The 22,271-nt window shown below is 43.0% G+C and carries 21 protein-coding genes, 2 pseudogenes and 1 riboswitch; of the genes and pseudogenes, 3 read left to right on the forward strand and 20 right to left on the reverse strand.

Translation table 11 applies throughout. The features are described from left to right. Window positions 1-27: 27 nt before the first annotated feature. Window positions 28-1,581: an ABC-F family ATP-binding cassette domain-containing protein gene (locus ACQCVH_RS19505; protein ID WP_094769308.1), complete on the forward strand. Its 1,554-nt coding sequence runs from the start codon at window positions 28-30 to the stop codon at window positions 1,579-1,581. A 384-nt stretch (window positions 1,582-1,965) separates the two neighbouring features. Further along, window positions 1,966-2,793, forward strand: coding sequence for a hypothetical protein (locus ACQCVH_RS19510; protein WP_426837270.1), 828 nt, complete (start codon window positions 1,966-1,968; stop codon window positions 2,791-2,793). Window positions 2,794-2,927: 134 nt separating this feature from the next. Here the strand turns inward: ACQCVH_RS19510 and ACQCVH_RS19515 are convergent, their stop codons facing one another. The 19 genes and pseudogenes from ACQCVH_RS19515 to ACQCVH_RS19605 form a co-directional block, all read right to left on the reverse strand. Beyond that, a complete protein-coding gene (locus ACQCVH_RS19515) occupies window positions 2,928-3,323 on the reverse strand; it encodes a YhfM domain-containing protein (protein ID WP_426837271.1) in 396 nt (131 codons plus the stop codon). 164 nt (window positions 3,324-3,487) lie between these two features. Beyond that, window positions 3,488-3,667, reverse strand: a pseudogene (locus ACQCVH_RS19520) (23S rRNA (uracil(1939)-C(5))-methyltransferase RlmD); the annotation flags it as partial. A gap of 68 nt (window positions 3,668-3,735) precedes the next feature. Beyond that, a complete protein-coding gene (locus ACQCVH_RS19525; RefSeq protein ID WP_426837272.1) occupies window positions 3,736-4,755 on the reverse strand; it encodes an ABC transporter permease in 1,020 nt (339 codons plus the stop codon). Further along, window positions 4,724-6,262 carry a sugar ABC transporter ATP-binding protein gene (locus tag ACQCVH_RS19530; RefSeq protein ID WP_426837273.1) on the reverse strand — a complete coding sequence of 513 codons (1,539 nt, stop codon included), beginning with the start codon at window positions 6,260-6,262 and terminating at the stop codon, window positions 4,724-4,726. Before ACQCVH_RS19530 ends, ACQCVH_RS19525 begins: the two co-directional genes overlap by 32 nt. A 66-nt stretch (window positions 6,263-6,328) precedes the next feature. Continuing rightward, entirely contained in the window at window positions 6,329-7,411 is a 1,083-nt protein-coding gene (locus ACQCVH_RS19535; protein WP_426837274.1) for a sugar ABC transporter substrate-binding protein, read from the reverse strand. A 142-nt stretch (window positions 7,412-7,553) separates the two neighbouring features. Continuing rightward, a riboswitch (SAM riboswitch) is annotated at window positions 7,554-7,719 on the reverse strand. Between the two features lie 162 nt (window positions 7,720-7,881). Continuing rightward, window positions 7,882-7,992, reverse strand: a pseudogene (locus ACQCVH_RS19540) (hypothetical protein); the annotation flags it as partial. 462 nt (window positions 7,993-8,454) lie between these two features. Beyond that, the gene (locus ACQCVH_RS19545; protein ID WP_426837275.1) at window positions 8,455-8,883 is read right to left on the reverse strand and encodes a hypothetical protein; all 429 of its coding nucleotides are present in this window, start codon (window positions 8,881-8,883) and stop codon (window positions 8,455-8,457) included. Between the two features lie 91 nt (window positions 8,884-8,974). After that, window positions 8,975-9,412: a GIY-YIG nuclease family protein gene (locus tag ACQCVH_RS19550; RefSeq protein WP_426837276.1), complete on the reverse strand. Its 438-nt coding sequence runs from the start codon at window positions 9,410-9,412 to the stop codon at window positions 8,975-8,977. Window positions 9,413-9,492: 80 nt separating this feature from the next. Then, the gene (locus ACQCVH_RS19555) at window positions 9,493-9,771 is read right to left on the reverse strand and encodes a hypothetical protein (RefSeq protein WP_426837278.1); all 279 of its coding nucleotides are present in this window, start codon (window positions 9,769-9,771) and stop codon (window positions 9,493-9,495) included. A gap of 35 nt (window positions 9,772-9,806) precedes the next feature. Beyond that, entirely contained in the window at window positions 9,807-10,220 is a 414-nt protein-coding gene (locus ACQCVH_RS19560) for a hypothetical protein (RefSeq protein ID WP_426837279.1), read from the reverse strand. A gap of 320 nt (window positions 10,221-10,540) precedes the next feature. Next, window positions 10,541-10,861, reverse strand: a complete 321-nt coding sequence (locus ACQCVH_RS19565) for a hypothetical protein (RefSeq protein ID WP_426837280.1) — start codon at window positions 10,859-10,861, stop codon at window positions 10,541-10,543. Between the two features lie 438 nt (window positions 10,862-11,299). After that, a complete protein-coding gene (locus tag ACQCVH_RS19570) occupies window positions 11,300-12,091 on the reverse strand; it encodes a toll/interleukin-1 receptor domain-containing protein (RefSeq protein ID WP_426837281.1) in 792 nt (263 codons plus the stop codon). Continuing rightward, a complete protein-coding gene (locus ACQCVH_RS19575; protein ID WP_426837282.1) occupies window positions 12,063-12,758 on the reverse strand; it encodes a hypothetical protein in 696 nt (231 codons plus the stop codon). The genes ACQCVH_RS19570 and ACQCVH_RS19575 overlap by 29 nt, the downstream gene beginning before the upstream one ends. A 1-nt stretch (window position 12,759) precedes the next feature. Next, the gene (locus ACQCVH_RS19580) at window positions 12,760-13,965 is read right to left on the reverse strand and encodes a hypothetical protein (RefSeq protein ID WP_426837283.1); all 1,206 of its coding nucleotides are present in this window, start codon (window positions 13,963-13,965) and stop codon (window positions 12,760-12,762) included. Between the two features lie 432 nt (window positions 13,966-14,397). Further along, on the reverse strand, window positions 14,398-15,792 hold the full coding sequence (rlmD, locus tag ACQCVH_RS19585; RefSeq protein WP_426837284.1) for a 23S rRNA (uracil(1939)-C(5))-methyltransferase RlmD: 1,395 nt from the start codon (window positions 15,790-15,792) through the stop codon (window positions 14,398-14,400). A gap of 18 nt (window positions 15,793-15,810) precedes the next feature. Then, window positions 15,811-16,656 (reverse strand): DNA-3-methyladenine glycosylase family protein, encoded by an 846-nt coding sequence (locus ACQCVH_RS19590; RefSeq protein ID WP_426837374.1) that lies wholly within the window; start codon window positions 16,654-16,656, stop codon window positions 15,811-15,813. A gap of 113 nt (window positions 16,657-16,769) precedes the next feature. After that, the gene (gene pdaA / locus ACQCVH_RS19595) at window positions 16,770-17,567 is read right to left on the reverse strand and encodes a delta-lactam-biosynthetic de-N-acetylase (RefSeq protein ID WP_426837285.1); all 798 of its coding nucleotides are present in this window, start codon (window positions 17,565-17,567) and stop codon (window positions 16,770-16,772) included. A 112-nt stretch (window positions 17,568-17,679) separates the two neighbouring features. Then, window positions 17,680-19,203 carry a fumarate hydratase gene (locus ACQCVH_RS19600; RefSeq protein ID WP_426837375.1) on the reverse strand — a complete coding sequence of 508 codons (1,524 nt, stop codon included), beginning with the start codon at window positions 19,201-19,203 and terminating at the stop codon, window positions 17,680-17,682. A 440-nt stretch (window positions 19,204-19,643) separates the two neighbouring features. Next, window positions 19,644-19,829, reverse strand: a complete 186-nt coding sequence (locus tag ACQCVH_RS19605) for an SE1561 family protein (protein WP_224902908.1) — start codon at window positions 19,827-19,829, stop codon at window positions 19,644-19,646. A gap of 179 nt (window positions 19,830-20,008) precedes the next feature. Here ACQCVH_RS19605 and ACQCVH_RS19610 point away from each other — a divergent pair, with 179 nt between their 5' ends. Next, entirely contained in the window at window positions 20,009-20,518 is a 510-nt protein-coding gene (locus ACQCVH_RS19610) for a DUF421 domain-containing protein (RefSeq protein ID WP_426837376.1), read from the forward strand. Between the two features lie 39 nt (window positions 20,519-20,557). On the opposite strand, the gene ggt is transcribed toward ACQCVH_RS19610, so the two are convergent. Continuing rightward, window positions 20,558-22,246: a gamma-glutamyltransferase gene (gene ggt / locus ACQCVH_RS19615; RefSeq protein WP_426837286.1), complete on the reverse strand. Its 1,689-nt coding sequence runs from the start codon at window positions 22,244-22,246 to the stop codon at window positions 20,558-20,560. Window positions 22,247-22,271: the final 25 nt, after the last annotated feature.

Below are 22,271 nucleotides of genomic sequence, written 5' to 3' on the forward strand. Positions count from 1 at the left end.
GAGGCATTTATACATGGGGGTAAAAAAATGAGCGTATTATACGTAAAAGATTTAAGCCACGGCTTTGGTGATCGTGCGATTTTTAATGATGTGTCTTTTCGTCTTTTGAAAGGTGAGCATGTTGGACTTGTTGGGGCAAATGGTGAGGGTAAGTCTACTTTCATGAATATTGTAACTGGCAAGCTGCAGCCCGATGAGGGAAAAGTAGAGTGGTCAAGAAAAGTTCGCGTTGGTTATTTAGATCAGAACTCTGTACTTCAAAAAGGGACGACGATGCGAGAGGCTTTGAGTACTGCCTTTCAATATCTATTTGATGCTGAAGCGGAGATCAATGAACTTTATGGAAAAATGGGTGATGAAGGTGCTGATATCGAGGCACTGCTTGCTGAAGTTGGAGAGCTGCAGGAAACGTTGGATAGTAACGATTTCTATCAGATTAACTCAAAGGTTGAGGAAGTTGCGCGCGGTCTGGGATTAGACGACGTTGGACTGGATCGGGATGTAGATGATCTCAGCGGCGGTCAGCGTACGAAAGTGCTGCTGGCTAAGCTTTTGCTGGAAAAGCCTGAAATCCTCTTGCTGGATGAGCCTACGAACTATTTGGATGAACAGCATATCGAATGGCTGAAGCGCTATTTACAGGAATACGAAAATGCCTTTATCCTGATTTCACATGATATTCCATTCCTGAACAGTGTTGTTAACTTGATCTATCATATGGAAAACCAGGAATTGAATCGCTATGTTGGTGACTATGATAACTTCTTGAATATACATGAAATGAAGAAGCAGCAGCTGGAGTCTGCTTACAAGCGCCAGCAGCAGGAAATTGCTGGTTTAAAGGACTTTGTCGCCCGTAACAAAGCAAATGTCGCGACTCGTAATATGGCGATGTCCCGCCAGAAGAAGCTCGACAAAATGGAAGTGATTGAGTTGGGGAGAGAAAAGCCGAAGCCGGAATTTCATTTCAAAGAAGCCCGTGCAGCCAGCCGCTGGATTTTCACAGCAGAAGATCTTGTGATTGGATACGATGAACCACTGTCCCGCCCGTTGAATTTAAAAATGGAACGCGGACAAAAAATTGCCTTCGTAGGTGCAAACGGTATTGGTAAGTCCACTCTTTTAAAAAGCATTCTTGGGCTGGTTAATCCGATTTCGGGTAAAGTCGAACGCGGTGAATATCAACACCTCGGTTATTTCGAGCAAGAGGTAAAAGAGGCCAACTATAACACTTGCATTGAAGAAATCTGGAGCGAATTCCCAAGCATGAACCAGGCTGAAGTCCGCGCTGCTCTTGCAAAATGCGGATTAACAACCAAGCATATTGAAAGCAAAGTCGAAGTCCTCTCCGGCGGCGAAAAAGCCAAAGTCCGCCTGTGTAAAATTTTAAACACAGAAACGAACTTACTCATTCTAGACGAGCCTACCAACCACCTGGATGTCGACGCAAAAGAAGAACTAAAACGTGCTCTAAAAGCCTACCGCGGAAGTATCTTGATGGTATCCCACGAACCTGACTTCTATCGTGAAATTGCGACCGATATTTGGAATTGTGAGGATTGGACTACGAAGGTGTTTTAATAACTGATGGTACCTAATGAATTTAGATAATTCACTTGGGTACCTCTTTTTTATTGACCCACATTTTCATAAGAGAGGTCCTTTCATTTTTCAATTTAAAAAAGTGCCTTGCCCCACTCACTGTAAAGCATTAGTGAATGTGGGATAAGGCACCTATTTCTATTGTCGTGCTCTATATATTCATACGCTAGGGGAAAATTGGTGATTGTAACCGACCAAATTCAAAGACTTTAATACTTCACAAAATGGGGGGAAAGGCCCCCGGTCTTACTCCTCCTTGACGCAGTCTTCCACTCTATTTATGATAAAAAAATAAACACTATTCAGAAAAGTACGCTGCTCATGTTTCTATTGATACTGACTGGATGCAAGAAGGAGGATACCATGTCCGTTAAATTGAATTATGGAAAATTTGAGATTCCAGAAAGGCTGCAAGAAGTCATTCATTTGCAAAAAGACTTGGATAAGAAGGGGCTGCTGCCATATGGGGATCTATTGGGCCTCTATTATGATTATGAAGGCGTTGATTCCAGATATTTGAATACGCCGCTTGATGTTATATCGTTTGCAAGGCCAGGGATAGACGGAATTCATTTCGGTTTCCTAACAGATTTCGGAAGTGTAAGTGACTTACATAATGCATATATTGTGAGGGTTTCTCCCATGGATTTTGACGACCCGGTAAAGCTCGTGGCCAGAAATCTTGAAGACTTTCTGAGTATTGCTGTCTATACTCCGCATGTACTGGACGCCATTGAACTCTCGTCAAGCCCTGAAGACGTTGAGAAATACATAAAACAGAGCGAAGAATACAGCGACGAAAACCGAAGAACTGTGGTAAAAGCCGTTCAGGAAGCTCTTCAGCTTCAGCCAATTGACTCTCTATCTTATTATCTGCAAAAAGTAAATAATGAGCGTGAAGAATCTGTACAATTTAAGACGGAAGATGGGGTCGGTGTGGTGAGCCATATAGAAAATAACGCTGAAAAGACGCACTCACCTTTTCAATTGGAAAGAGGACAGACATTAGACTTAGCTCGTGTAAGAGACTTTTTCGAACATGCCCCCCTCCCTTTAAAATACGTGTTCCTTAGGGATGCACAGTCAAAAGCATTGCTATACGACCATGAGGAAGTAAAAGCTTATCTTAAAGAAAAGCTTTATGAAATGAACTTGAAAGATGAAGCGGAAAGAATATCCTGGCCGGAATAATGAATTTGAGCTTTCCGCTCTGCAGGGCTGTTAATGTATAGATTTAGTAGCCGGACGGCTTCATCTCCTACATCCAAAGATATTACAGGTGCAAAGAAAGCAGTTGGCAACTAAATTAGACAAAGGATACTCTTTTATGGAGTATCCTTTTTTGATGGTTCTAGTAAGTTTAATAATGAATTTGAAGTTCCTTCATCTAGCTTTGTGTATTTATCATTACCTACTTGAGTCATCTCCACTACATTATTAGTAACCCAAACATTATAGTTCTTTAATTCATTAGCTTTATTCTTAATTTCGACTTTAAAATCAGGCTCTCTAACCATCTGTACTTTTGCCGTTTCCCAATATAATTCACTAATTAATGAAACCACTTGTTCAAGGTTACTTTTTGGAATCTGAATATCAGAACGCTCATTTTCGGTATTTTTAATGATATTGATCTCGTAGTCCGTTGATTGATTATTGTGACAGGCTGTAATTATAAGGCTTAAAACCATTGCGCTCAATAGTAAGCAATAATTTTTCATAAATTATTCCTCCCTTACATGTTGGACGGTATTTTCGGATAGTTTGTTACATAAATGTATGCTTTAAAGCATACACCTTACAGTATCCCAGTCTCTATTGAATACAAGTATTAAAAATCTAATGTATAAAAAACAGGCCCCCTCCTCAGGAACCTGCTCCACTCCTACACTAATTCACATACCACTTCAACATGCGCCGTCTGCGGAAACATATCCACCGGCTGCATATACTCCACTCTATACTCCGGATCCAGCACTGCAATATCCTTCGCCAATGTCGACGGATTGCAGGACACATACACAACCTTCTTTGGCTTCACCTTCAAAATAGTCTTCAACAATGCCTTAAGAAAGTGCCTGACCCCCACACACTTTAAAGTATTAACTAGTGTGGAGTCAGGCACCTATTTCTCTAACTGGCACTCTTCATTTGTATTTTTGAACGTGCTGATTTTTTAGCACTGAGTCGGAAATAGGTGACCGTGAGTGCAAGGACGAGGACTGTGCCTTTTACAATTTCAAATGCGTAGTATGGTAAATTCAGCATTGTCAGCCCGTTGAGGAGCACTCCTATTAAAGCTGCTCCAAAAAACGTGCCCAACGCATTTGGTTTTCCTGCTCCAAGAACAGAGAATCCGACGAAGACAGCGGCTACAGCCTCCATCAGCAAGGAAGCCCCGGAATCTATTTGTCCAGATCCAACCCTGGACGCAAAGAGAATCCCTGCCAGCGATGCAAAGATCCCGGATACTACATAAGCAAGGGTTTTCACTTTATTCACATTGGTTCCTGACAACCGGGCTGCCTCTGCATTCCCTCCGGTCATATACAGGATTCTTCCCCACCGGGTTTTATTCAATACCACGTAAACAGCAGCCACCAATATCAGCATTATGATCACTGGGACAGGAATTCCCCATAGTCTTCCCTGCCCAATCCAAAGGAAATTTGGATAAAACTCTCCAGGTGCCTTTCCTCCCGTTGTCAATTCCATGTGGCTGTAGATAGAATATCCCTCAGTGTATGTGCGGTGCAGGCCTGAAATGATATACATGACCCCTAAGGTTGCCAGCAGATCAGGTATTTTAATTTTTACAATAAGAAGGGAGTTAAACAGCCCCACCGCGGCGCCTGCCAAAATCGGGAGGATCAGGACTGCCCAAAGCGGGAGCTCAAACCATACCATCAAAGAAGCTGTTAAGACCGTCGCAAGGGACATCGTGGATCCTACCGACAAATCAAATCCATCCACAATCAGGGTAAATGTCACTCCTAGAGCCAGCAGGGTGACAATGGAGATGGAACGCAGAATATCTGATATATTACTGTAAGAAAAAAATGCCGGATTAACGATGGTGAAATAAACCAAGATCAGAGCCATCAATAGGATGGCACCATATTTATATACAAACTGAAACACTCTGCTGCTCATCACTTTCCTCCTTTCCCCCGCTCGCATACAGCAGAATTTTTTCCTGTGTGGCCTCTTCCCTTGATAATTCTTTTACAATCATCCCGTCATATATCACTAAGATTCGGTCCGAGACAGTCAGGATTTCTGAAATTTCACTAGTAAGATAGAGAATACCCTTCCCCTGGTCGGCAAGGCCTTGGATAAGGTCGAAGATTTCCTTCTTTGCACCAATGTCCACACCTTTGGTCGGTTCATCGAAAATATAGAGGTCACTGTCTGCTCCTGTCCATTTTCCGATCGCCACCTTCTGCTGGTTTCCTCCGCTTAAATGGAGAACCGGATCAGTTGTCCCGCCTGTTTTAACACCCAGGTTTTTAATAATTTTTTCCGCGTGGCTTTTTTCCGATTTTTTATTCAGGAAAAGAAAAGAGGAAAACGATTTTAGATGAGGGAAAGAAAGATTATGTTCAATCGACTCATTGATAAACAATCCCTCTTTCCTCCTTTCTTCCGGAATTAAAACCACACCGGCACGTATCGCATCCGCCGGGCTTTTAAAGGGACCTATTTCCCCATTCATCGTCATTTCACCTGATTCTGTTTTCGCAAGGCCGAACAAAATTCGCGCCAGTTCTGTTTTTCCTGCTCCAACCAGCCCTGCGACTCCTACTATCTCTCCCCTTGAAACCGAAAGACTGGCATTTTTCACTAACCCGCCATCACTTATCCCATTGACCTCTAACAGTTTCTTCCCGGGTACCGTTTTTTGTTTTTCTGTGATTTGAATCTCTTTGCCAAGCATCGCCTCGACAATTTCCTGATGGGTAGCTTGTGTTGTTTTAAAGGTCTGAATGGTTTCACCGTCTCTCATGACGGTAATCCGGTCACTTATTTCAAATACTTCCGGCAGCCGGTGAGAAATGAAGATGATGCCCATCCCCTGCGCCTTCAGCTTTCTCACAATATTAAAAAGATATTTTGTTTCCTCGATCGACAGCGGGGCAGTCGGTTCATCCAAAATGATGATGCCCGCTTCTTTGACCAGGCCTCTGGCGATCAGTACCATTTGCTTTTGAGCGAGGGTCAGCTCTGAGACATATTGGTCTACAGCTATTTGCTCTTCATTCAGGAGAGCAAGAATTTCTTCTGCTTTTCGCTTCAGCTCCTTTTTTGAGACGAAAAAACGGTTTCCTCCGGCAAAGGAATCAAGCAGAATATTCTCCGCCACTGTCAGCTGCGGCACCAATGCCGTATCCACCTCCTGGTAAACACAGTGGATGCCCAGATCCTTCGCCTCTTTTGGTGAATGGATCGTGACTGGCTTTCCGTTAAGATAAATATCGCCTTCATCATGGCTGTAAGCACCCGCCAGAATTTTGATAAGCGTACTTTTACCCGCACCATTGGCCCCCAATAAAGCATGTACTTCCCCAGAGGCCAAATGCAGTCCAGCTCCCTTCAAAGCCTTTGCTGCACCAAAGCTCTTGGATATATTTCTCATTTCAAGTAGTGTTGCACCCATCATGCTGCCTCCTTTAAAAAAGGAAAACATCAGGCGGCCTTTAACCTAAGGCTGCCTAATGTCCCTCTGTTATTTCCCTTCTTCCAATTCCTTCAGGGTTTCGGTATATCCCTGGTCGCTGTTGCCCCATCCTTCCACGTATTCATTCAGCTCAGTGGTTGTGATTTGCTCTTCCGGGAGGTCATCTTTTGATACGAACACCGGTGTTAATTTAACATTGTCAGGAGTCTCTTCTCCGGATAATTTTTGATAGGCATAGCGAACCTGTATTCTGCCAATATCCTTTGGATCAACAGCTGCAGTTGCCACCCAAGGAGAATTCTTGTCCTGAATCATTTGCAGGTCTTCATCACTCATATCGATTCCGTACACTTTGATATCTGTCCGGCCGGCCTGCTGGATAGCACGCACGGCTCCTTTGGCAAATTCATCCCATGCTGCCCAAACTGCTGTAATCTGCCCTTTCTCCGGATACTGCTTTAAAATGGCTTCCATTTGTGACTGAGTATCCAATGCTGTATTCTGCGTCGCTGCTCCAAATGCCGCGACCTCTTTAATCCCCGGATTCTGTTCAAGGAATTCCTTATAGGCAACTTGTCTTCGCTCCATCGGCGCAAAGCCGGCTACCCATATTTTAACGATATTTGCGTTTCCATCTGAGTCCTCAGCCAGTCTCTCAAGAGTGCTTTTTGCCATCTGCTGGTCACCCTGCTCAAGCACGGTCACATCCGGTTCACTAACCTCGGCGTCAAAGGCAACGACCGGGATTTCTTTCTCGACCGCCTTTTGGACTCCGGCCGCCAATGCTTCTTTCGTGCCATGGTCTATTAAAATAGCATCAAATCCCTGGTTGATCGCTGCGTCCAGGTTTGAAGACATTTTCGCCAGGTCACCATCAGAAGTAAAAACTGTGGTAGTTCCGCCGAATTTCGTAACCTGCTCCTTCACACCGTCAATATATTGAGCAGAAAACGTACCAAGATTTTGCTGCATAATTAATGCGATCTTTTTATCGGCAAGCTGGTTATCACCATTGGTTTTATCGGCCGCCGCCTCTCCCTCGGTGCTGACGCCTGTCTTTGGCTGGCACCCTGCTGTAAGCAGGATAACGACAAAAATACTTAATAGAAAGCTCCATTTTTTATTCTTCATTTTCTCTCTCCATTATTGTTTTTTTTTATGCTTTTGCTTTGACCCCTTTGATGCTGACCTGTAAATCACTCCTTTTATAACATAAAAAAGCCTCTTTCTCCGTAGAGAAAGAGGCTGAAGATTATGTATCGAATCTCCACACCTCTTATCTCCCAGAAAAGAAAAATCTCCTCTGTTGGAATTAGCACCGTGCCTTAAAGGTATTTACATACCGGCGCAAATCTTGCTAGCGCCCCGTTTCACAACGGAATTACGGTCGGTTGCTGGGCTTCATCGGGCCAAATCCCTCCGCCTGCTCTCGATAAGAGTTGAAAGCTTGCTATTAATTTTGATTACCTGTGCTGAATATTAACATCAAAATTAAATGTACGCAATATGTTTTTTAAATTTTATAAATTTTCACGAAAGATGGTGCTTGACCCCACACTCGTTAAAGCATTAGTTAATGTCGGGTCTGGCACCTATTTCTGGTCGGCTAGCCAGAGGCAGATGGTGCCTACGCCGCAGTATGCGTCTGCGACTTTTTCTTTGCCTGTAAGGGCTGCCGCTTTTTTGACTTCGTTATAGAGCTTGACGGTCTGCTAGGAGGTAAGCTGGAAGAAGGTCCAGGCGAAAAAGAAAGTGCCTGACCCCATACACTTTAAAGCATTAGCTAATGTGGGGTCAGGCACCTATTTTTTTGTCTTCCACAAGTGGATAAATGAAGGAAAAGTCGATCGCTGCCTCAATCTTGCGAACCAAATGGTTCACAGGTACAAGTTGATCAAGAGCAATCATTTCAATTTAATCCCGCTGGATTGAATTATTCTTTGTCAGCACAGTAATCACCTCAAGCATTGATATATCTATAAGTGTATAAAAAAATAGACTGTAGGCAAACCCGACTTTCGTCGAGTTTGCCTACAGTCTGAAAGGACTAATTAAAGTCCTTGCTTAGTCTTAATTAAACAATAATATTAATAACTGTTTTAGTTCAGCAAGAACCTATCCTCCCCCTGCTGATAGTTAACTATAGCTGAAACAATCATACATGAAATATTGAATTACTTTTTAACAATAGCTTTAAATATTTTAGGACCAAACTTTACAGCACCGCCCGCTAATACTATGAGTGAAGCTCCAATTGCTCCACCTAAAAACTTTTTATTACTTTCGTCCTGTTGCATAGCATTCGATACCTGTTTGTCAATGTGGCCATAAACGACTGTCCTCTGTTCAAACGTAAGATCATCCCTTTTTAATTCTACTTCATAAACTGAAATTGCTTTTTTTATGATATCAAATACATTTTGCCCAGAGTTACTTGATAACTCAGCTGCTTTTGCGAATATTTCTTTAATATGGGGAGAATATTGCATGAGGTTTTTCAAATCTTCAAGTGATATATCAATATTTTCACTTTGCAATAAATCAGATGCCTCTTCTATTAAGGACAAATCCTTCTTTTGGGAACCATCTTCATTCTGACGCATTTGAATACCCCCTACAATAAAATTTAATTTAAGTTTAATTATCTAGCAATGGATGTAATTAGTAAAGTTTTACTATTATGCCATTTTAAAATTATGCCCATTCTAAATCATTAGTAGATACTTTCCTGTCAATCAAGCCTCTTCTTCCGAGATTAATAACTTCCAACTCCACTCTCCCCCAATAAAATCCTGTTGATGTAGTGTTTTCTCTTGGTAAATGCCACAATATTAACAGCGATTCAACATCAGCCAATTTCTTAACTGAATATCTTCCACCATTAGGAAATTCTAATAACCCTACTCTAATTTTTATTTTTCCTTTTACATTCCAAAGCCAATCTCTTTGATGTTCACTTATCCTTCGCCAAAAAGGTCTGCTAGTTTTTCCTATATAAAGCAAAGTTTCTTTTTCACCATAAACTCTATATATTGCATAAATTCCTGAATACCGTGCTATTTCCCTATTATAAAAATTTTCAAGACCATAAGCCCCATACCATCTTATATGTACAGTTGTCATTACCATCACCATAATTCTTTGTGACTAAAACATTTAGATTTGATTTCTTTGTTGTATCTTCAGAAATATTCTAAAGTAAAAGTTATCAATTAACCCAACTGATTTTTCCTTACGACAAGTTCACGTTTACGTTCCTCTAGGACTTGGTCAACAGTTAATTCTTTTTCTACTAAAGAAAAGCCTTTTTGCTGCTTACGTTTCCTCGTATTGTTAATATCAAATAGTTTATATTCACGCTTTTGTTCAGGATATGATACATAAGCAGCGTGTTCAGAAGTAGTTGTTAAACCCATTCGATTTAGCTTGTTTTGAGTGAATAGATGGTCTGGTACTTCTTCTGGTAGATACCGTTTCATCTCTTGTTTCATCTTGAATGTCTCCCTACTAAAATTGTAAAAATCATTTAAACAGTAACTAATTCAGGCTCTATATCGAACTTCTTATCATTGCCTCTTACTTTTAAATATTTTTCCCAAATATAGAATCTCCACTTCCTATCCTCAGAATAGTTTAACGTCATATCTCGGTTTATTAACTGTCTAAGTTGCTTGAAATCAACATAATAAATTTTATATCCTTCTAGCCGAATGGCCAGTATTGCTAATTCTGCGTCATCCAGTAAATCAACTTGTTTAGTTGTTAGGTCGAACCAACCGTGACCTTGTCGATGTAACCTTGATTCTGGTGTACAAAGGACTAACTTCTTACCGTTGCTTACCCCATGATACATAATTTTCTTTCGTATGATATTGGAAAGTGAACAACTATATCTCTTGCTGACCGAACTGATTATAATGTTCTTATCTGGAATGGACATCTTCCCACCCCCATATAATGTTATTTTCTTCATCATATCATATGGATCCGTAGCCTGTATTTAGCAATTAAGTGGTTAACAACTAGTGTTTAAACGTAGGCGATAAAGTGACAGCTGTAAAGTAAGTGCCTGACCCCACACGCTTTAAAGCATTATAATATGGGGTCAGGCACCTATTTATTGTTTTTTATACGAGTTTTTCTAGTTAACTAACTATTGTCAGATCGCTTTCTTGATAGATTTCAATGTTTACGTTTCTCGATTCAGATTGATATTTTTTTAGTAATTCTAATGTAGATTTACTCCAACTTTCTAACGTGCTAAACACAATTATATGTGCCCTTTTCTGCTAATTTTAAGTACTTTTTTATTACATCTTCATCCGTATTACTCTTATCCTTCAAGTTATTACCTTTCTTACACTCTCCTATAACAATATTTCCGTCCACCACACAACTTATATCTATTTCCATAGTAGGCTTAGAAGAAGCTATATCTTGTCTTGTTTTTATTTCCGGAATATACTGAAAAGTAGAAGATGTTTGTTTTAGTCGTGCGAGAGTAAGTATAGGAACTAAAGAATTATGAGAATATGCTTGATATATCATTTCATTTAATTTGTAAAACCAAATTGGCTGCATCCTCTTAGTTTCTGGTTGTAATTGTAGACTTTGGGAGTTATAGTGTTGAACTTGGTAACACCTTTTCCCAAAACATCATTAAATTATTATTATAAGGTTCATCTTTACTAATCCTAAATAAAAGTGATTATTCTACCGTTGCTACACTTAACAATGTGATCTCATTAATATTAAGCAGACATCTGATCAGGTAAGTATCTGCTCCTTCTTTTAAACCCAATTCCGCAACAAACTCAACATGTGTCACGTACACAATCAAAGGCGACTATAACTACTACTTAAAACAAATAAGCGGTAATTATACCACTTATTAATGATATTACCATCAGTCACTCCCAACTAAAAAACAGCCCTTTGAGAAGACTGTTCTTAGTTTATATAACTAACTTATACTATCTAAAAAAAGTGAAATAGTCTTAAGAGATCAAATCCATACGCCTAATTTTTCCATACTTTATTTCCTGTTTCTATAGGGAGCGCCCTAATAATCTCTCTAAATGCTTCAAGTTGTGAACTTGGTTCTTTATATACATATTTTCTTAACAATCCGGGAATTTCTCCTGTTTTTCCATCTTGATCTTTTAATGCCAATGTGATAATTGCGAATTTGTCACCTTTTTCTTTTTGTTCATCTATGGCATAATCTACTTCGTCCTCTAGATAATCTTCATCTTTAAATGATGGAGTAACAAAAAATATAGCTGCACATGACTCTTTAAAACCTTGGTATATTCCTCTATTCAACTTTGTTCCAGCAGCCATTGCGTCTTCATCCAGCCATGGATCAAACCCTAATTCTTTTAGTAGTTGAAAATACTCTCTAACTAGTGGTTTATCTGCACCTTTATGACTTAAAAAGATTTTCTTTGGGGCATTAACTTCAATTTCCTTTTTTGTTGCTGAGAAATTCACTATAAATTTTGAGTCATCCAATGCTGGTTCATAGTTAGGCTTAAGAGTAATATAGCTCTTCATCCATTTACATTCTGAAAACACATTAAAGTTGCTCTTAATTTTCTCAAGATTAAATATAAAAGTACCATCTTCCACGTTTATCCAATCAAATTCCTTGGATAGACTAGTAACTTTTAATAAATATTCCTTCTCAGGTATATGTTTGAAGTCTAGTATGAAATCTATTGATAATCCATCATATTCATGCCAAGGTTGGTGACCCATTTCTTCTAGTTTATACCCGTCATTAGTAGTTGCTATTGTTATCTTCCTCATATCCTTCTCCTTTATTAAAATATAATAATTTTCTATTTGTTTTATAAATATAAATTGAAAAGCTTTTAATTAAGTTCTGATACATCTTGAAATCAATATAATCACTGAACTGAATTACATTAGGAAACCTAAGTGTGAGAACAGCATTCAATTTAAGAGGTTGGAATTTAAGGTATCTAATGTGAATATCGCTAAAATTAATGATGTTTCTATATTCAAAAGTTTTATTTATAAAACTTCCAGTAAAGGTTTCTGCCTCAAACTCAGAAATGTCCTCACCTTCAATATTTATTTCTAGGAGGTTATTACTAAAATTACTATTAAAGATTGAGTCAACAAAATATTTGTTTGTTACATGTATCTTAGATATATACTTACTTAGTTTTGACTCAACTTTTTTAAGTAAAGGTGCATATTCAAATACATCTTCAACAAACATCCACATCAGATTATTTATGATGTAGATCTGAATATGATCATTATTTTGATCAACCCGAAAAGAATACATACTATTATGTATTTTTTTATCTAAGATGTTTACATTAAAATAAATCCCTTCACTTATCTCAATTTCATCTATAAGTCCTCTAAGCAATATCCAAAAATTTTCCTGATCCTTAAATGCATATAGCATAGCCTCATAAAAGAAATTATCATTTGTTTCCATTTCAGCTAAGTCCTAACAGTTTTTTTATGTTATCCTCATTTCTTAATTGTGACTGACCATAGTTAGATATGAATACGCTAGTAAGCTCACTATATGCATTCTTAATAACATTTCGAATATTGTAATCGCTATTTTTAATGAAAATTCTTAGCGAACTTTTCCTATCATTAATCATTCCTACCGTAACAAGTTGTTTACTAATATCCCCCTCTTTATCCACATGATTATACTCAATAATAAATTCTATATCATAGATAATTCTATTACTTAGTATTAAGTCCTTTACAACTTTATTTTTGAGTAAATCTCCTCCACCATAATTTTGAGAAACTATTTTGGATTTTGCGTCTTTTCGGTTGATAGTATCTTCGTGATCAAGAGTAATATTTACACATTCAAAACCACTAAAAGAAGAACTTGGTGCATCTAATTCTAATAAAATATCGAGTAGTTTAATAGTATTTGGATGAACAGAGTTCTCTTCTGTAGCCGCAGTAAAGTCATCATTAAAAGTAAGACTTAGATTTTTGCTCATCTTTGGAGGTGTTATATTGAGCTTTTCAATATCCAATAGCTCTTGCAGAAATTCTTTAATGATTGTTTTTATTGCATTATAAATAACTGTATTTGTTGTTTGAACATATACAATACTTTTGTCAAAATACACCTCAACTTTAGCTCTTTTTTCATCGTTATATTTTATACTAAACATACTTTCTTGATCAAAAATAAACTTATCAGTATGTTTTGTTACTAAAAATGTAGCACTCTGATTATTCAATTCTAGAAACTCAATCGTTTTATCATCCTTAACCTCATTCCAGTCTTTCAAAAATGTCTCTAGACCTTCTTTGGTAATAGTTGGCACATCAGCTTCAAAAGAGAAAAAGAAGCCATCTGTACTATCGATATCAGGATTAAAAGCCTGACTTCTTAACTCATTGAATAGCCTTTCATTAAACATTCCTTTTTTAAAACCGTAAATTAGATATTGTATTAACTCCATTTTCTTCTTTATAGTGTCACGATCAATAGAAATATTGAAACTTCCTAAAATATTTAAAATCTCAACTTGATTTAATGTATTTAATGAATGGATGATAGTATTCATTTGTTCATCCGTAGGATTAAAGATATTACTAATATTACATTCTCTAACATCTTCTTCTGAATTTACATTTTTTACACTATTGACATCTTTAGCCAAGCTTATCCCCCCAATTCCCAATAGTATAAATATACCATATATTTACCGACCAATCTGACTAAGTGTCTAAATAAAAATTCAGAAATTAATATTGTTGCTTTTATCTTCTGGTAATAATTAATATTTTTTTCTCATGGGTCGGTTTATGTTGTAATTTGTGTACTAGCCTATATATGTATACTAGGAGATCACATCACTAGTTGACACTCACCTGACCCACTACCGAATGAAATAATTATATTCTAATCAATAAATGTAGCCCTTGTTCTCTCTATACCGAATTTTTATAAACTTAGCTTGTACGTCATTACCAACCTATCTCAATTAGAACCTATAAAATAGGTGCCCCTTAATGCATTACCATTTTTTCTTATCTCCATTGAACGGCTCTAAAAATGGAGATGTCTACTTATAAAAAAACAGGCCCCCCAATCAGGAACCTGCTCCACTCCTCAATACCAATTCACTTACCACTTCAACATGCGCCGTCTGCGGAAACATATCCACCGGCTGCATATACTCCACTCTATATTCCGGATCCAGCACCGCAATATCCTTCGCCAATGTAGACGGATTGCATGACACATAAACAACCTTCTTAGGTCTCACCTTCAAAATCGTTTTCAGTAGCGCCTGGTCAAGCCCTGTTCTTGGCGGATCGACCACAATAACGTCCGGTCTCCAGCCCTCTTTCATCCACTTCGGAAGCAGGACTTCGGCTTTGCCTGTTTCGTATTTAGCGTGTTGGATGTTGTTGCGGGCGGCGTTTTTCTTGGCGTCCTGGATGGATTCCGGGATGATGTCCATGCCGCGGATTTCGCCTGCCTGGTCGGCGAGCCAGAGGCCGATGGTGCCTACGCCGCAGTAGGCGTCTGCGACTTTTTCCTTGCCTGTGAGGCTGGCGGCTTTTTTGACTTCGTTATAGAGCTTGACGGTCTGCTCGGGGTTGAGCTGGAAGAAGGTCCGGGCAGACAGCTCGAAGGACAGGTCGCCGAGTGTTTCCTGGATGTATTCTTCCCCGTGCATATGGCGCGTTTCTTTTCCGAAGATCAGGGATGTTTTTTCGCCGTTGATGTTTTGCATGATTGATTTGACCTGTGGCAGCCTTTTGGTGATTTCTGTGATGAGCTGCTCTTTTTTCGGCAGGTCTTTGGTTGATGTGATGATGACGATCTGGAGCTCGCCGCTCTGGATGCCGGTCCGGGCCATGATGGTGCGGACGGTTCCTTTTTTCGTCTTTTCGTTGTAGACAGTGATGCCTATTTTGTTCATGACCTTTTTGACGACCCCGATCGCTTTGTTGGTGTGCGGATGCTGCACAACGCATTGCGGGATGTTGATCAGGTTATGGGAGTTGAGCCCATAGAGGCCGGCGATGATTTTTCCATCCTCCTGGCCCACCTGGAAGGCCGCTTTGTTGCGGTAGTTCCACGGATCCTCCATGCCGATCGTGTCGCGGATGTCGAGCCCGGCAACCGGAAGCTTTGTATGGCGTTCGAGCGCCTGGATGACGATGTCGCGCTTTTCCTGCAGCTGACGGTCATAGCGGAGATGCTGCAGCTGGCAGCCGCCGCAAAGCTCGTAGACCGGGCATGGCGCCTGGACGCGGTACTCGGACTCTTTGCGGATCGTTTTGATTTTGGCTTCGGCGAACTTCGGGCTCACCTTTGTCGCTTCGACGACGACCTCTTCACCAGGCAGCGCGCCTGGTACGAAGACAACCTGCCTTTTAAAATAGCCGACGCCCTCGCCATTGATGCCGAGCCGCTTGATTGTAAGCGGGAAGGTCTGCTTTTCTTGTATTTTCACGGTTTGTTCGTTTTTCATCGTGCTGCTTCACTCCATTTATTCAATGCTTCTCCACAGATACAGGGAAGCATAGGTTAGATAAGGATCCCAGCTTAGCATATATTCGTCCATCTGCTCGTGGGTCGGTTTTGCTTCAAGGTTATATAATTTCTTCAGGGCATTTTGCAGCCCGATATCTGCCTTCGGGAAAAGGTTCTGGCGGCCGAGTCCGAACATCAGGAAGTTCTGGACCGTCCATGGGCCGATGCCGCGGATTTTGATGAGCTTTTTCATGATCATCTCATCACTCTCTCCGGCCAGCTCCTCCAGATTCAGTCTTCCCTCGGTGATTTCTTTTGAGAGACCGATGGCGTACTCGGCCTTCCTGCCGCTGAACTGGAGCTCGCGGAGTTGTTCCACCGTCAGGGCGGCCACTGTTTCGGGACGAGGGTAAAACCAGACGCCGTCTTTTTGGAAGCCGAATGTCTCGACAAACCGCTTCGTCAGTGTGAAGGCAAATGACAGATTGAGCTGCTGGTGGATGATGCATTTCAGCAGGCAGCCGTACGGATCGAAATCGAGCACGACCGGGGTGCCGTAATGCTCGTCAAAAATCGCCTTCAGCTCTGTGCCCTGGAAATGGGTATGGATATCCTCAAGCGGGATATGCCATTGAAAGATCTGCGCCAGTCGCTTCTCCGCCTTTTCTTTATGCTTTCCATCTATGCCGTTTATGATGAATTCGGGATGCTCAGTTGTCCCCGCCGCTGTCACCTCGGCCGCGATCGGTTCATTTTCAATCATCAAAGGAACCTTCACACTCCGCTTTTCCTTGTCGACAGCATGTAGCGGATCAAGCGAAAGCCTGTCCAATACAAGATCAAAGTTATAAGGTCCTTTCATTTGAAAAATAGCCAACTCTCATCCATCCCTTGTGTTTTTTACCTTATTATAACACCGGGAACGATGCTGTTCCTAAGAAACAAGCCCAAATCCTTGGCGATTTGGGCAGGTGTCTAGTACAGCATATCATGTTCGAACGCTTTATTCATCTCCAATTGATCAAGGTTTTTAAACGTGTAGCCCCTTTTCTTCAGATCCTGGATCGCTTTTTCCAGTGCATCGGCATTGTCCTTTGAGACGGTATGCAGCAGGAGGATGCAGCCGGGGTGGATCTGCTTCATGATGTTGTTATAGGAATATTCCCAGCCCTTCTGAGCGTCCCTGTGCCAGTCGACGAAGGCAAGCGACCAGAATACATGGGTATAGCCCTGCTTTTTCGCAAGGTCGAGTGTGCGCTCGCTGAAAACCCCGCGCGGCGGCCTCAGGTACGCCATCTGCTTGACGCCTGTCAGCTCCTCCGTCTTCGCACGGACCATCTCCAGCTCCTTCGCCAGCTTCTCATCGCTGATCTTAGTCATATCCGGGTGGTGCCAGGAGTGGTTGCCGACAATATGGCCTTCCTTCGCCATCCGCTTGACAAGGTCCGGGGCGCTGTTCAAATAATGGCCTGTCACGAAAAAGGCGGCCGGCACCTGTTCCTTTTTCAATACATCGAGAACCTTCTCCGTATAGCCATTTTCATAGCCGTTATCGAATGTCAGGTAAATATCCTTCTTGCTTGTATCGCCTTTATAATAAGACCCGTACCGCTCCAGCAGATCATCGAGCGGCTTGCCTGCCTCGGCCGGCACCTCGTTGCTTGCCTTCTTGAAGCCCCAGTGGATCGGCGAATTGGCGGTCCCTGCATGGGCAGAAGCACTCCCCGCGAAAAAAAGCACAAGGGCCAGCATCAGCTGCTTCCAGTATCTCATCCCATTTCCTCCTTCAAACCTTTTAGGTTTAGTGTTTGTGAAAATGGGCGGGAGCATTCTGTCAAACATTAGAAAAAGCGGGAAGCACCCCGCTCCCCGCTTTCTTTTCTTATTAGTAAACCCGTTCTTTGAATTGGGACAGTTTTTCAAGTGAAGACTGATCCACATCCTGGTGGAGGCTGTTGCCGTGTGAATCCATCGTTACAACAGCTGTGAAGCCTTCAACCTTCAGATGCCACATCGCTTCCGGAATGCCGAATTCCATCAGGTCGACGCCTTCGACTTTTTTAATGCAGTCAGCATAATACTGGGCTGCGCCGCCGATGGCGTTGAGGTAGACGCCGCCATGCTCCTGGAGGGCTGCCAGTGTTTTCGGCCCCATTCCGCCTTTACCGATCACGGCGCGGATGCCGAATTTTTTCATAATATCGCCCTGGTAAGGCTCCTCACGGATGCTTGTCGTCGGGCCTGCCGCTTTGACATGCCATTCGCCAGCCTCATCCTTCATCATAACCGGACCGCAGTGATAGATGACCTGGCCATTGAGGTCGATCGGTGCATCATGGTCCATCAGATGGTGATGGATCGCGTCACGGCCTGTGTACATCATGCCATTGATCTGCACGACGTCGCCGACATTGAGAGCGCGGATCTGCTCTTCCGTGATCGGCGCCTCCAGCGTGACCACATTCTGAGCTGTTTCTTCCACAGTAGCCGCTGTTTCAAGCTCGGCTTCTGTTGGCGCGAAGTCGATCTTCTCGCCTTCCTGGTACATCCATTCATTGATTTCGCCTGTTGCAGGAGAAATGCTGATGCCGAGGCGGCGGAATGCCCAGCAGTTGTACGCGACTGATACGAAGAAGCTGGCCGGGATGCGGTTCATGACACCGATCTTGCAGCCGAGCAGCGTCGTTTCGCCGCCGAAGCCCATGGTGCCGATGCCAAGCTTGTTGGCATTTTCGAGGACATATTCCTCAACCTTCTGCAGGTCTGGATGCGGGTTCACATCATCCACTGAACGGAACAGCTGCTCTTTGGCCAGGTCATAGCCCGAAGAGCGGTCGCCGCCGATGCCGACGCCGATGAAGCCGGCGCTGCAGCCCTGTCCCTGTGCCTGGTACACAGAATGCAGGATGCACTTGCGGATCCCGTCCAAATCGCGGCCCGCACGGCCCAGTCCGTCCAGCTCGCATGGAAGGCTGTACTGGATATTTTTATTTTCACAGCCGCCGCCCTTTAGAATCAGGCGCGCGTCGATATAATCTTTTTCCCATTGCTCAAACTTGATGACCGGCGTGCCGGCGCCAAGATTGTCGCCGCTGTTGTCCCCTGTCAGCGAATCCACAGAGTTCGGGCGCAGCTTCCCGTTTTTCGTCGCAAGGGCGATCGCGTTCTTGATCGCTTCCTTGATTTCGAGCTGGTTCACACCGACCGGCGTCTTGATTTTAAAAGTCGGCAATCCTGTATCCTGGCAGATCGGCGATACATTATCGTCCGCCATCTTAATATTATTCGTAATCGTCCCAAGGCTCATCGCCGAACGCGTGCCGGCACTCTCGCGCTCCTTCGCACTCTTGATCGCGCGGCGCACATCCTTCGGCAGGTTCGTAGAAGTCTCCACAATCAACTGGTACATGCTTTCCTGTAATGTCTCGAAATTCACAGCAAGATCCCCTTCCCTTTCGTTCCCCTCAAAAATCTTCTGTTTCTGTACGAATTTTCACGATTTTATTATACTCCTATCCTTTGGTGATTTAAAGGGTAAGGTGAAATCGGTTACATGGGTGTGTTTGCTGAGCGGCGGGGTACGGCGGGGTGCGGCGGTCTGGGATATTTGCGGGTTTTCGTGGATATTTGCGAGTTTTCGTGGATATTTGCGGGATTTTCGTTTTATTTGCGACTTTCGGCGGATATTTGCGACTTTTCATTTTTATTTGCGGGTTTCGGTTTTTATTTGCGACTACGAAGATTACGCGGCCTTCCAGCATCTATTTGCAGCTTTTCGCGCAAACTGCTCACCTTTTCACAAAGCCCAGCCCTACAAAACAAAAAGAGCCCTCAAACCAGGGCTCCCTCCTACTCTTCACGGTTATTGAATTCGCGGCATTTAGATTCCAGTTCGTCGATCATTTCGATCAGACGGTCAATGTCTTCAAGCTCTGCTTCTTCCGGATCTATCGCATCCAGGACATCCATGAACATATTCAAGCGGTGCTTCAGGAATGTAACCTGCTGGTTTTTATCTTGTATTGGACTGCCCAAAGCAATCTCTCCTTTCATACCGGTGCCTGTCGCAGGCACCCGAAATGCTCTTTTTACTTTACCGGAAATATCGATTTTTCGCAAATGCTGACGAATTTTAGTATAACCCAAACGTCCTGGATGTTTCAGCGGTCTGCACATAGGAAAAAGGCTAAGTAAAGACTGCTGGGAGGTATATGATGTTTTTTAACAGCTGGGATAATATATACAGAACGGTGATCGTCGGGATATGCAGCTATCTTCTGCTCATTCTGGTGCTCCGTATTTCAGGAAAGCGGACTCTGTCCAAGATGAATGCCTTCGACCTGATTGTGACGGTCGCACTCGGTTCGACGCTCGCCACAATCCTCTTGAATAAAAAAGTGGCACTGGCAGAAGGGTTCGTCGCCTTTTGCGTCCTCATCGGGCTTCAATATCTGGTGGCCTGGACCTCTGTCCATAGCAAGACCGTAAGCAAGCTGATCAAATCGAATCCGACACTTTTATACTATAAAGGCAGCTATCTTCACGATGAAATGAAGAAAGAGCGTGTGCTTGAAGTGGAGATCCTCCAGGCGGCAAGGAGCCAGGGCCTTTCCTCGCTTGAAAAAGCAGAGGCTGTTGTCCTTGAGACCGACGGATCGATTTCGGTCATAAAGAAGTCGGATAAAGAAGGATCCTCCACCTTGCAGAACATCGATAAAAAATAACAGAGAACAGGCTGCCCGGAAAGGCAGCCTGTTTCTCTATTACTCCAGCCCGACTGCTTTTCCTTCTCGGCTTGAATCAGCCGCACCGTAAAGCTTGCCTGCTTTTTTATCAATCTTGATGGCCTGGACATTCCCGATCCGGCTTGGCTCGTCGCCAAATTCATAGCCCCGGGATTCCATTTCACCCTTCGCTTCCATACTCATCCCCGGCTCCCATTCAACGAGCGGGCCGGTGGCTGCGAAAATGCGCGGCTCTTCAACGGCATCCTTCAGATCCATACCAAAGTCGATGACATTGACGATCGTCTGGAAGACAGATGCGATAATCGTCGGACCTCCCGGTGATCCGAGTGTAAGGACCGGTTCACCGTCCTTGAAAAGGATGGTTGGGCTTTTGCAGCTGACCGGACGCTTTTCAGGCTCGACTTCATTGATGCCGCCAGGATTGGCATCAAAGTCTGTCAGCTCATTGTTCAGCATAAACCCATGGTCCGGCACGAAGATCCCTGAACCGAATGGATGCTCAACCGTCGAAGTGACTGCGGCAATATTGCCCCACTGATCGCGGACGGTAAAGTGGGTCGTCTCGCTTTTTTCGAGATCATCCGGCTGGCGGACAACTTTGTTCGGCTTGCCTTCGTCATATTTCCACGGATTGCCGAAGTCGACGGCGTCATTTCTTCTTTCGAAATTGATCAGCTTCTGGCGCTCTTTGATATAGTCATCATGCAGAAGGCCCTTGATTGGCATATCCTCGAACTCCGGATCGGTGTTGTAGGCAATTTTATCGGTAAACGCAATCCGCATTGCTTCTGTGAACAAGTAATATTTTTCCCATGATTTCGGATCGTATTGGCTGAGGTCGAATTTTTCAAGAAGCTTCAGGATCTGGATCACTGTCAGTCCGCCGGCACTTGGGGGTGCTGAAGAAGCAATCTTATAGCCGCGGTATTCGCCCCAGATCGGCTCATCGATTATTACGCGGTAATTTTTCAAATCATCCAGGGTCATGAACCCGTCGAGATCATCCAGCGCTTTGATGATAGCTTCAGCAATTTCTCCCTCATAAAAAGCCTCAACACCTTTTTCCTGCAAGGTCCTAAATGTATTGGCCAGCTTCTTTTTCACAAGAATGTCGCCTTCCTTCAGGGCTTTTCCTTCAGGCATAAAGAAATCCTTCGCATGCGGCCCGAGGCGGTAATGGAAATTCTCGAGCGCTTCGGCGAGCACCCAGTTGACCTCGATCCCTTCTTCCGCAATTTCGATCGCCGGCTGGATGAGGTCGGCCAGCTTCATCGTTCCATGTGCTTTGAGGGCCTCGTCCATCGCCTTCAGGATGCCGGGGACACCGACTGCTGTCGCATGTGTGCTTCGTTCACGGAACGGGATGACCTCGCCGTTTTCATCCAGGAACATTTCCGGATGTGCGGCTTTCGGCGCCCTTGTATGGCCGTCATAGATCTTTACATCCTTCTTCTCATTGTCATAGACCATCATAAAGCCGCTGCCGCCGATGCCTGTCATCATCGGCTCCACCACATTCAGGGCAAATTGAATGGCCACAACTGCGTCGACAGCGTTTCCGCCTTGTTTTAAAATCTTCTCGCCGATATCGGCTGCGACATGATGCGGCGCCGCCACCATCGCTTTCGTTCCTTCTGCACTCTCCCTTTCGTGTGAAGTTTTTTCATCCTCCGCTGTCATGTTCTTTCCTTTGCGAAACATCATACCTATTCCTCCAGTTCAATGGTTA

It is taken from the genome of Bacillus infantis (assembly GCF_050107595.1).
In the GTDB taxonomy this organism is placed as follows: Bacteria; Bacillota; Bacilli; order Bacillales; family Cytobacillaceae; genus Bacillus_AB; species Bacillus_AB infantis_C.

Bases quoted from the DNA above. Each gene is read 5' to 3' on its own strand.
- ACQCVH_RS19505 (WP_094769308.1), top strand. From the start codon at position 28: ATGAGCGTATTATACGTAAAAGATTTAAGCCACGGCTTTGGTGATCGT.
- ACQCVH_RS19510 (WP_426837270.1), top strand. From the start codon at position 1,966: ATGTCCGTTAAATTGAATTATGGAAAATTTGAGATTCCAGAAAGGCTG.
- ACQCVH_RS19515 (WP_426837271.1), bottom strand. From the start codon at position 3,323: ATGAAAAATTATTGCTTACTATTGAGCGCAATGGTTTTAAGCCTTATA.
- ACQCVH_RS19525 (WP_426837272.1), bottom strand. From the start codon at position 4,755: ATGAGCAGCAGAGTGTTTCAGTTTGTATATAAATATGGTGCCATCCTA.
- ACQCVH_RS19530 (WP_426837273.1), bottom strand. From the start codon at position 6,262: ATGATGGGTGCAACACTACTTGAAATGAGAAATATATCCAAGAGCTTT.
- ACQCVH_RS19535 (WP_426837274.1), bottom strand. From the start codon at position 7,411: ATGAAGAATAAAAAATGGAGCTTTCTATTAAGTATTTTTGTCGTTATC.
- ACQCVH_RS19545 (WP_426837275.1), bottom strand. From the start codon at position 8,883: ATGCGTCAGAATGAAGATGGTTCCCAAAAGAAGGATTTGTCCTTAATA.
- ACQCVH_RS19555 (WP_426837278.1), bottom strand. From the start codon at position 9,771: ATGAAACAAGAGATGAAACGGTATCTACCAGAAGAAGTACCAGACCAT.
- ACQCVH_RS19560 (WP_426837279.1), bottom strand. From the start codon at position 10,220: ATGTCCATTCCAGATAAGAACATTATAATCAGTTCGGTCAGCAAGAGA.
- ACQCVH_RS19565 (WP_426837280.1), bottom strand. From the start codon at position 10,861: ATGCAGCCAATTTGGTTTTACAAATTAAATGAAATGATATATCAAGCA.
- ACQCVH_RS19570 (WP_426837281.1), bottom strand. From the start codon at position 12,091: ATGAGGAAGATAACAATAGCAACTACTAATGACGGGTATAAACTAGAA.
- ACQCVH_RS19575 (WP_426837282.1), bottom strand. From the start codon at position 12,758: ATGGAAACAAATGATAATTTCTTTTATGAGGCTATGCTATATGCATTT.
- rlmD (WP_426837284.1), bottom strand. From the start codon at position 15,792: ATGAAAAACGAACAAACCGTGAAAATACAAGAAAAGCAGACCTTCCCG.
- ACQCVH_RS19590 (WP_426837374.1), bottom strand. From the start codon at position 16,656: ATGAAAGGACCTTATAACTTTGATCTTGTATTGGACAGGCTTTCGCTT.
- pdaA (WP_426837285.1), bottom strand. From the start codon at position 17,567: ATGAGATACTGGAAGCAGCTGATGCTGGCCCTTGTGCTTTTTTTCGCG.
- ACQCVH_RS19600 (WP_426837375.1), bottom strand. From the start codon at position 19,203: ATGTACCAGTTGATTGTGGAGACTTCTACGAACCTGCCGAAGGATGTG.
- ACQCVH_RS19610 (WP_426837376.1), top strand. From the start codon at position 20,009: ATGTTTTTTAACAGCTGGGATAATATATACAGAACGGTGATCGTCGGG.
- ggt (WP_426837286.1), bottom strand. From the start codon at position 22,246: ATGATGTTTCGCAAAGGAAAGAACATGACAGCGGAGGATGAAAAAACT.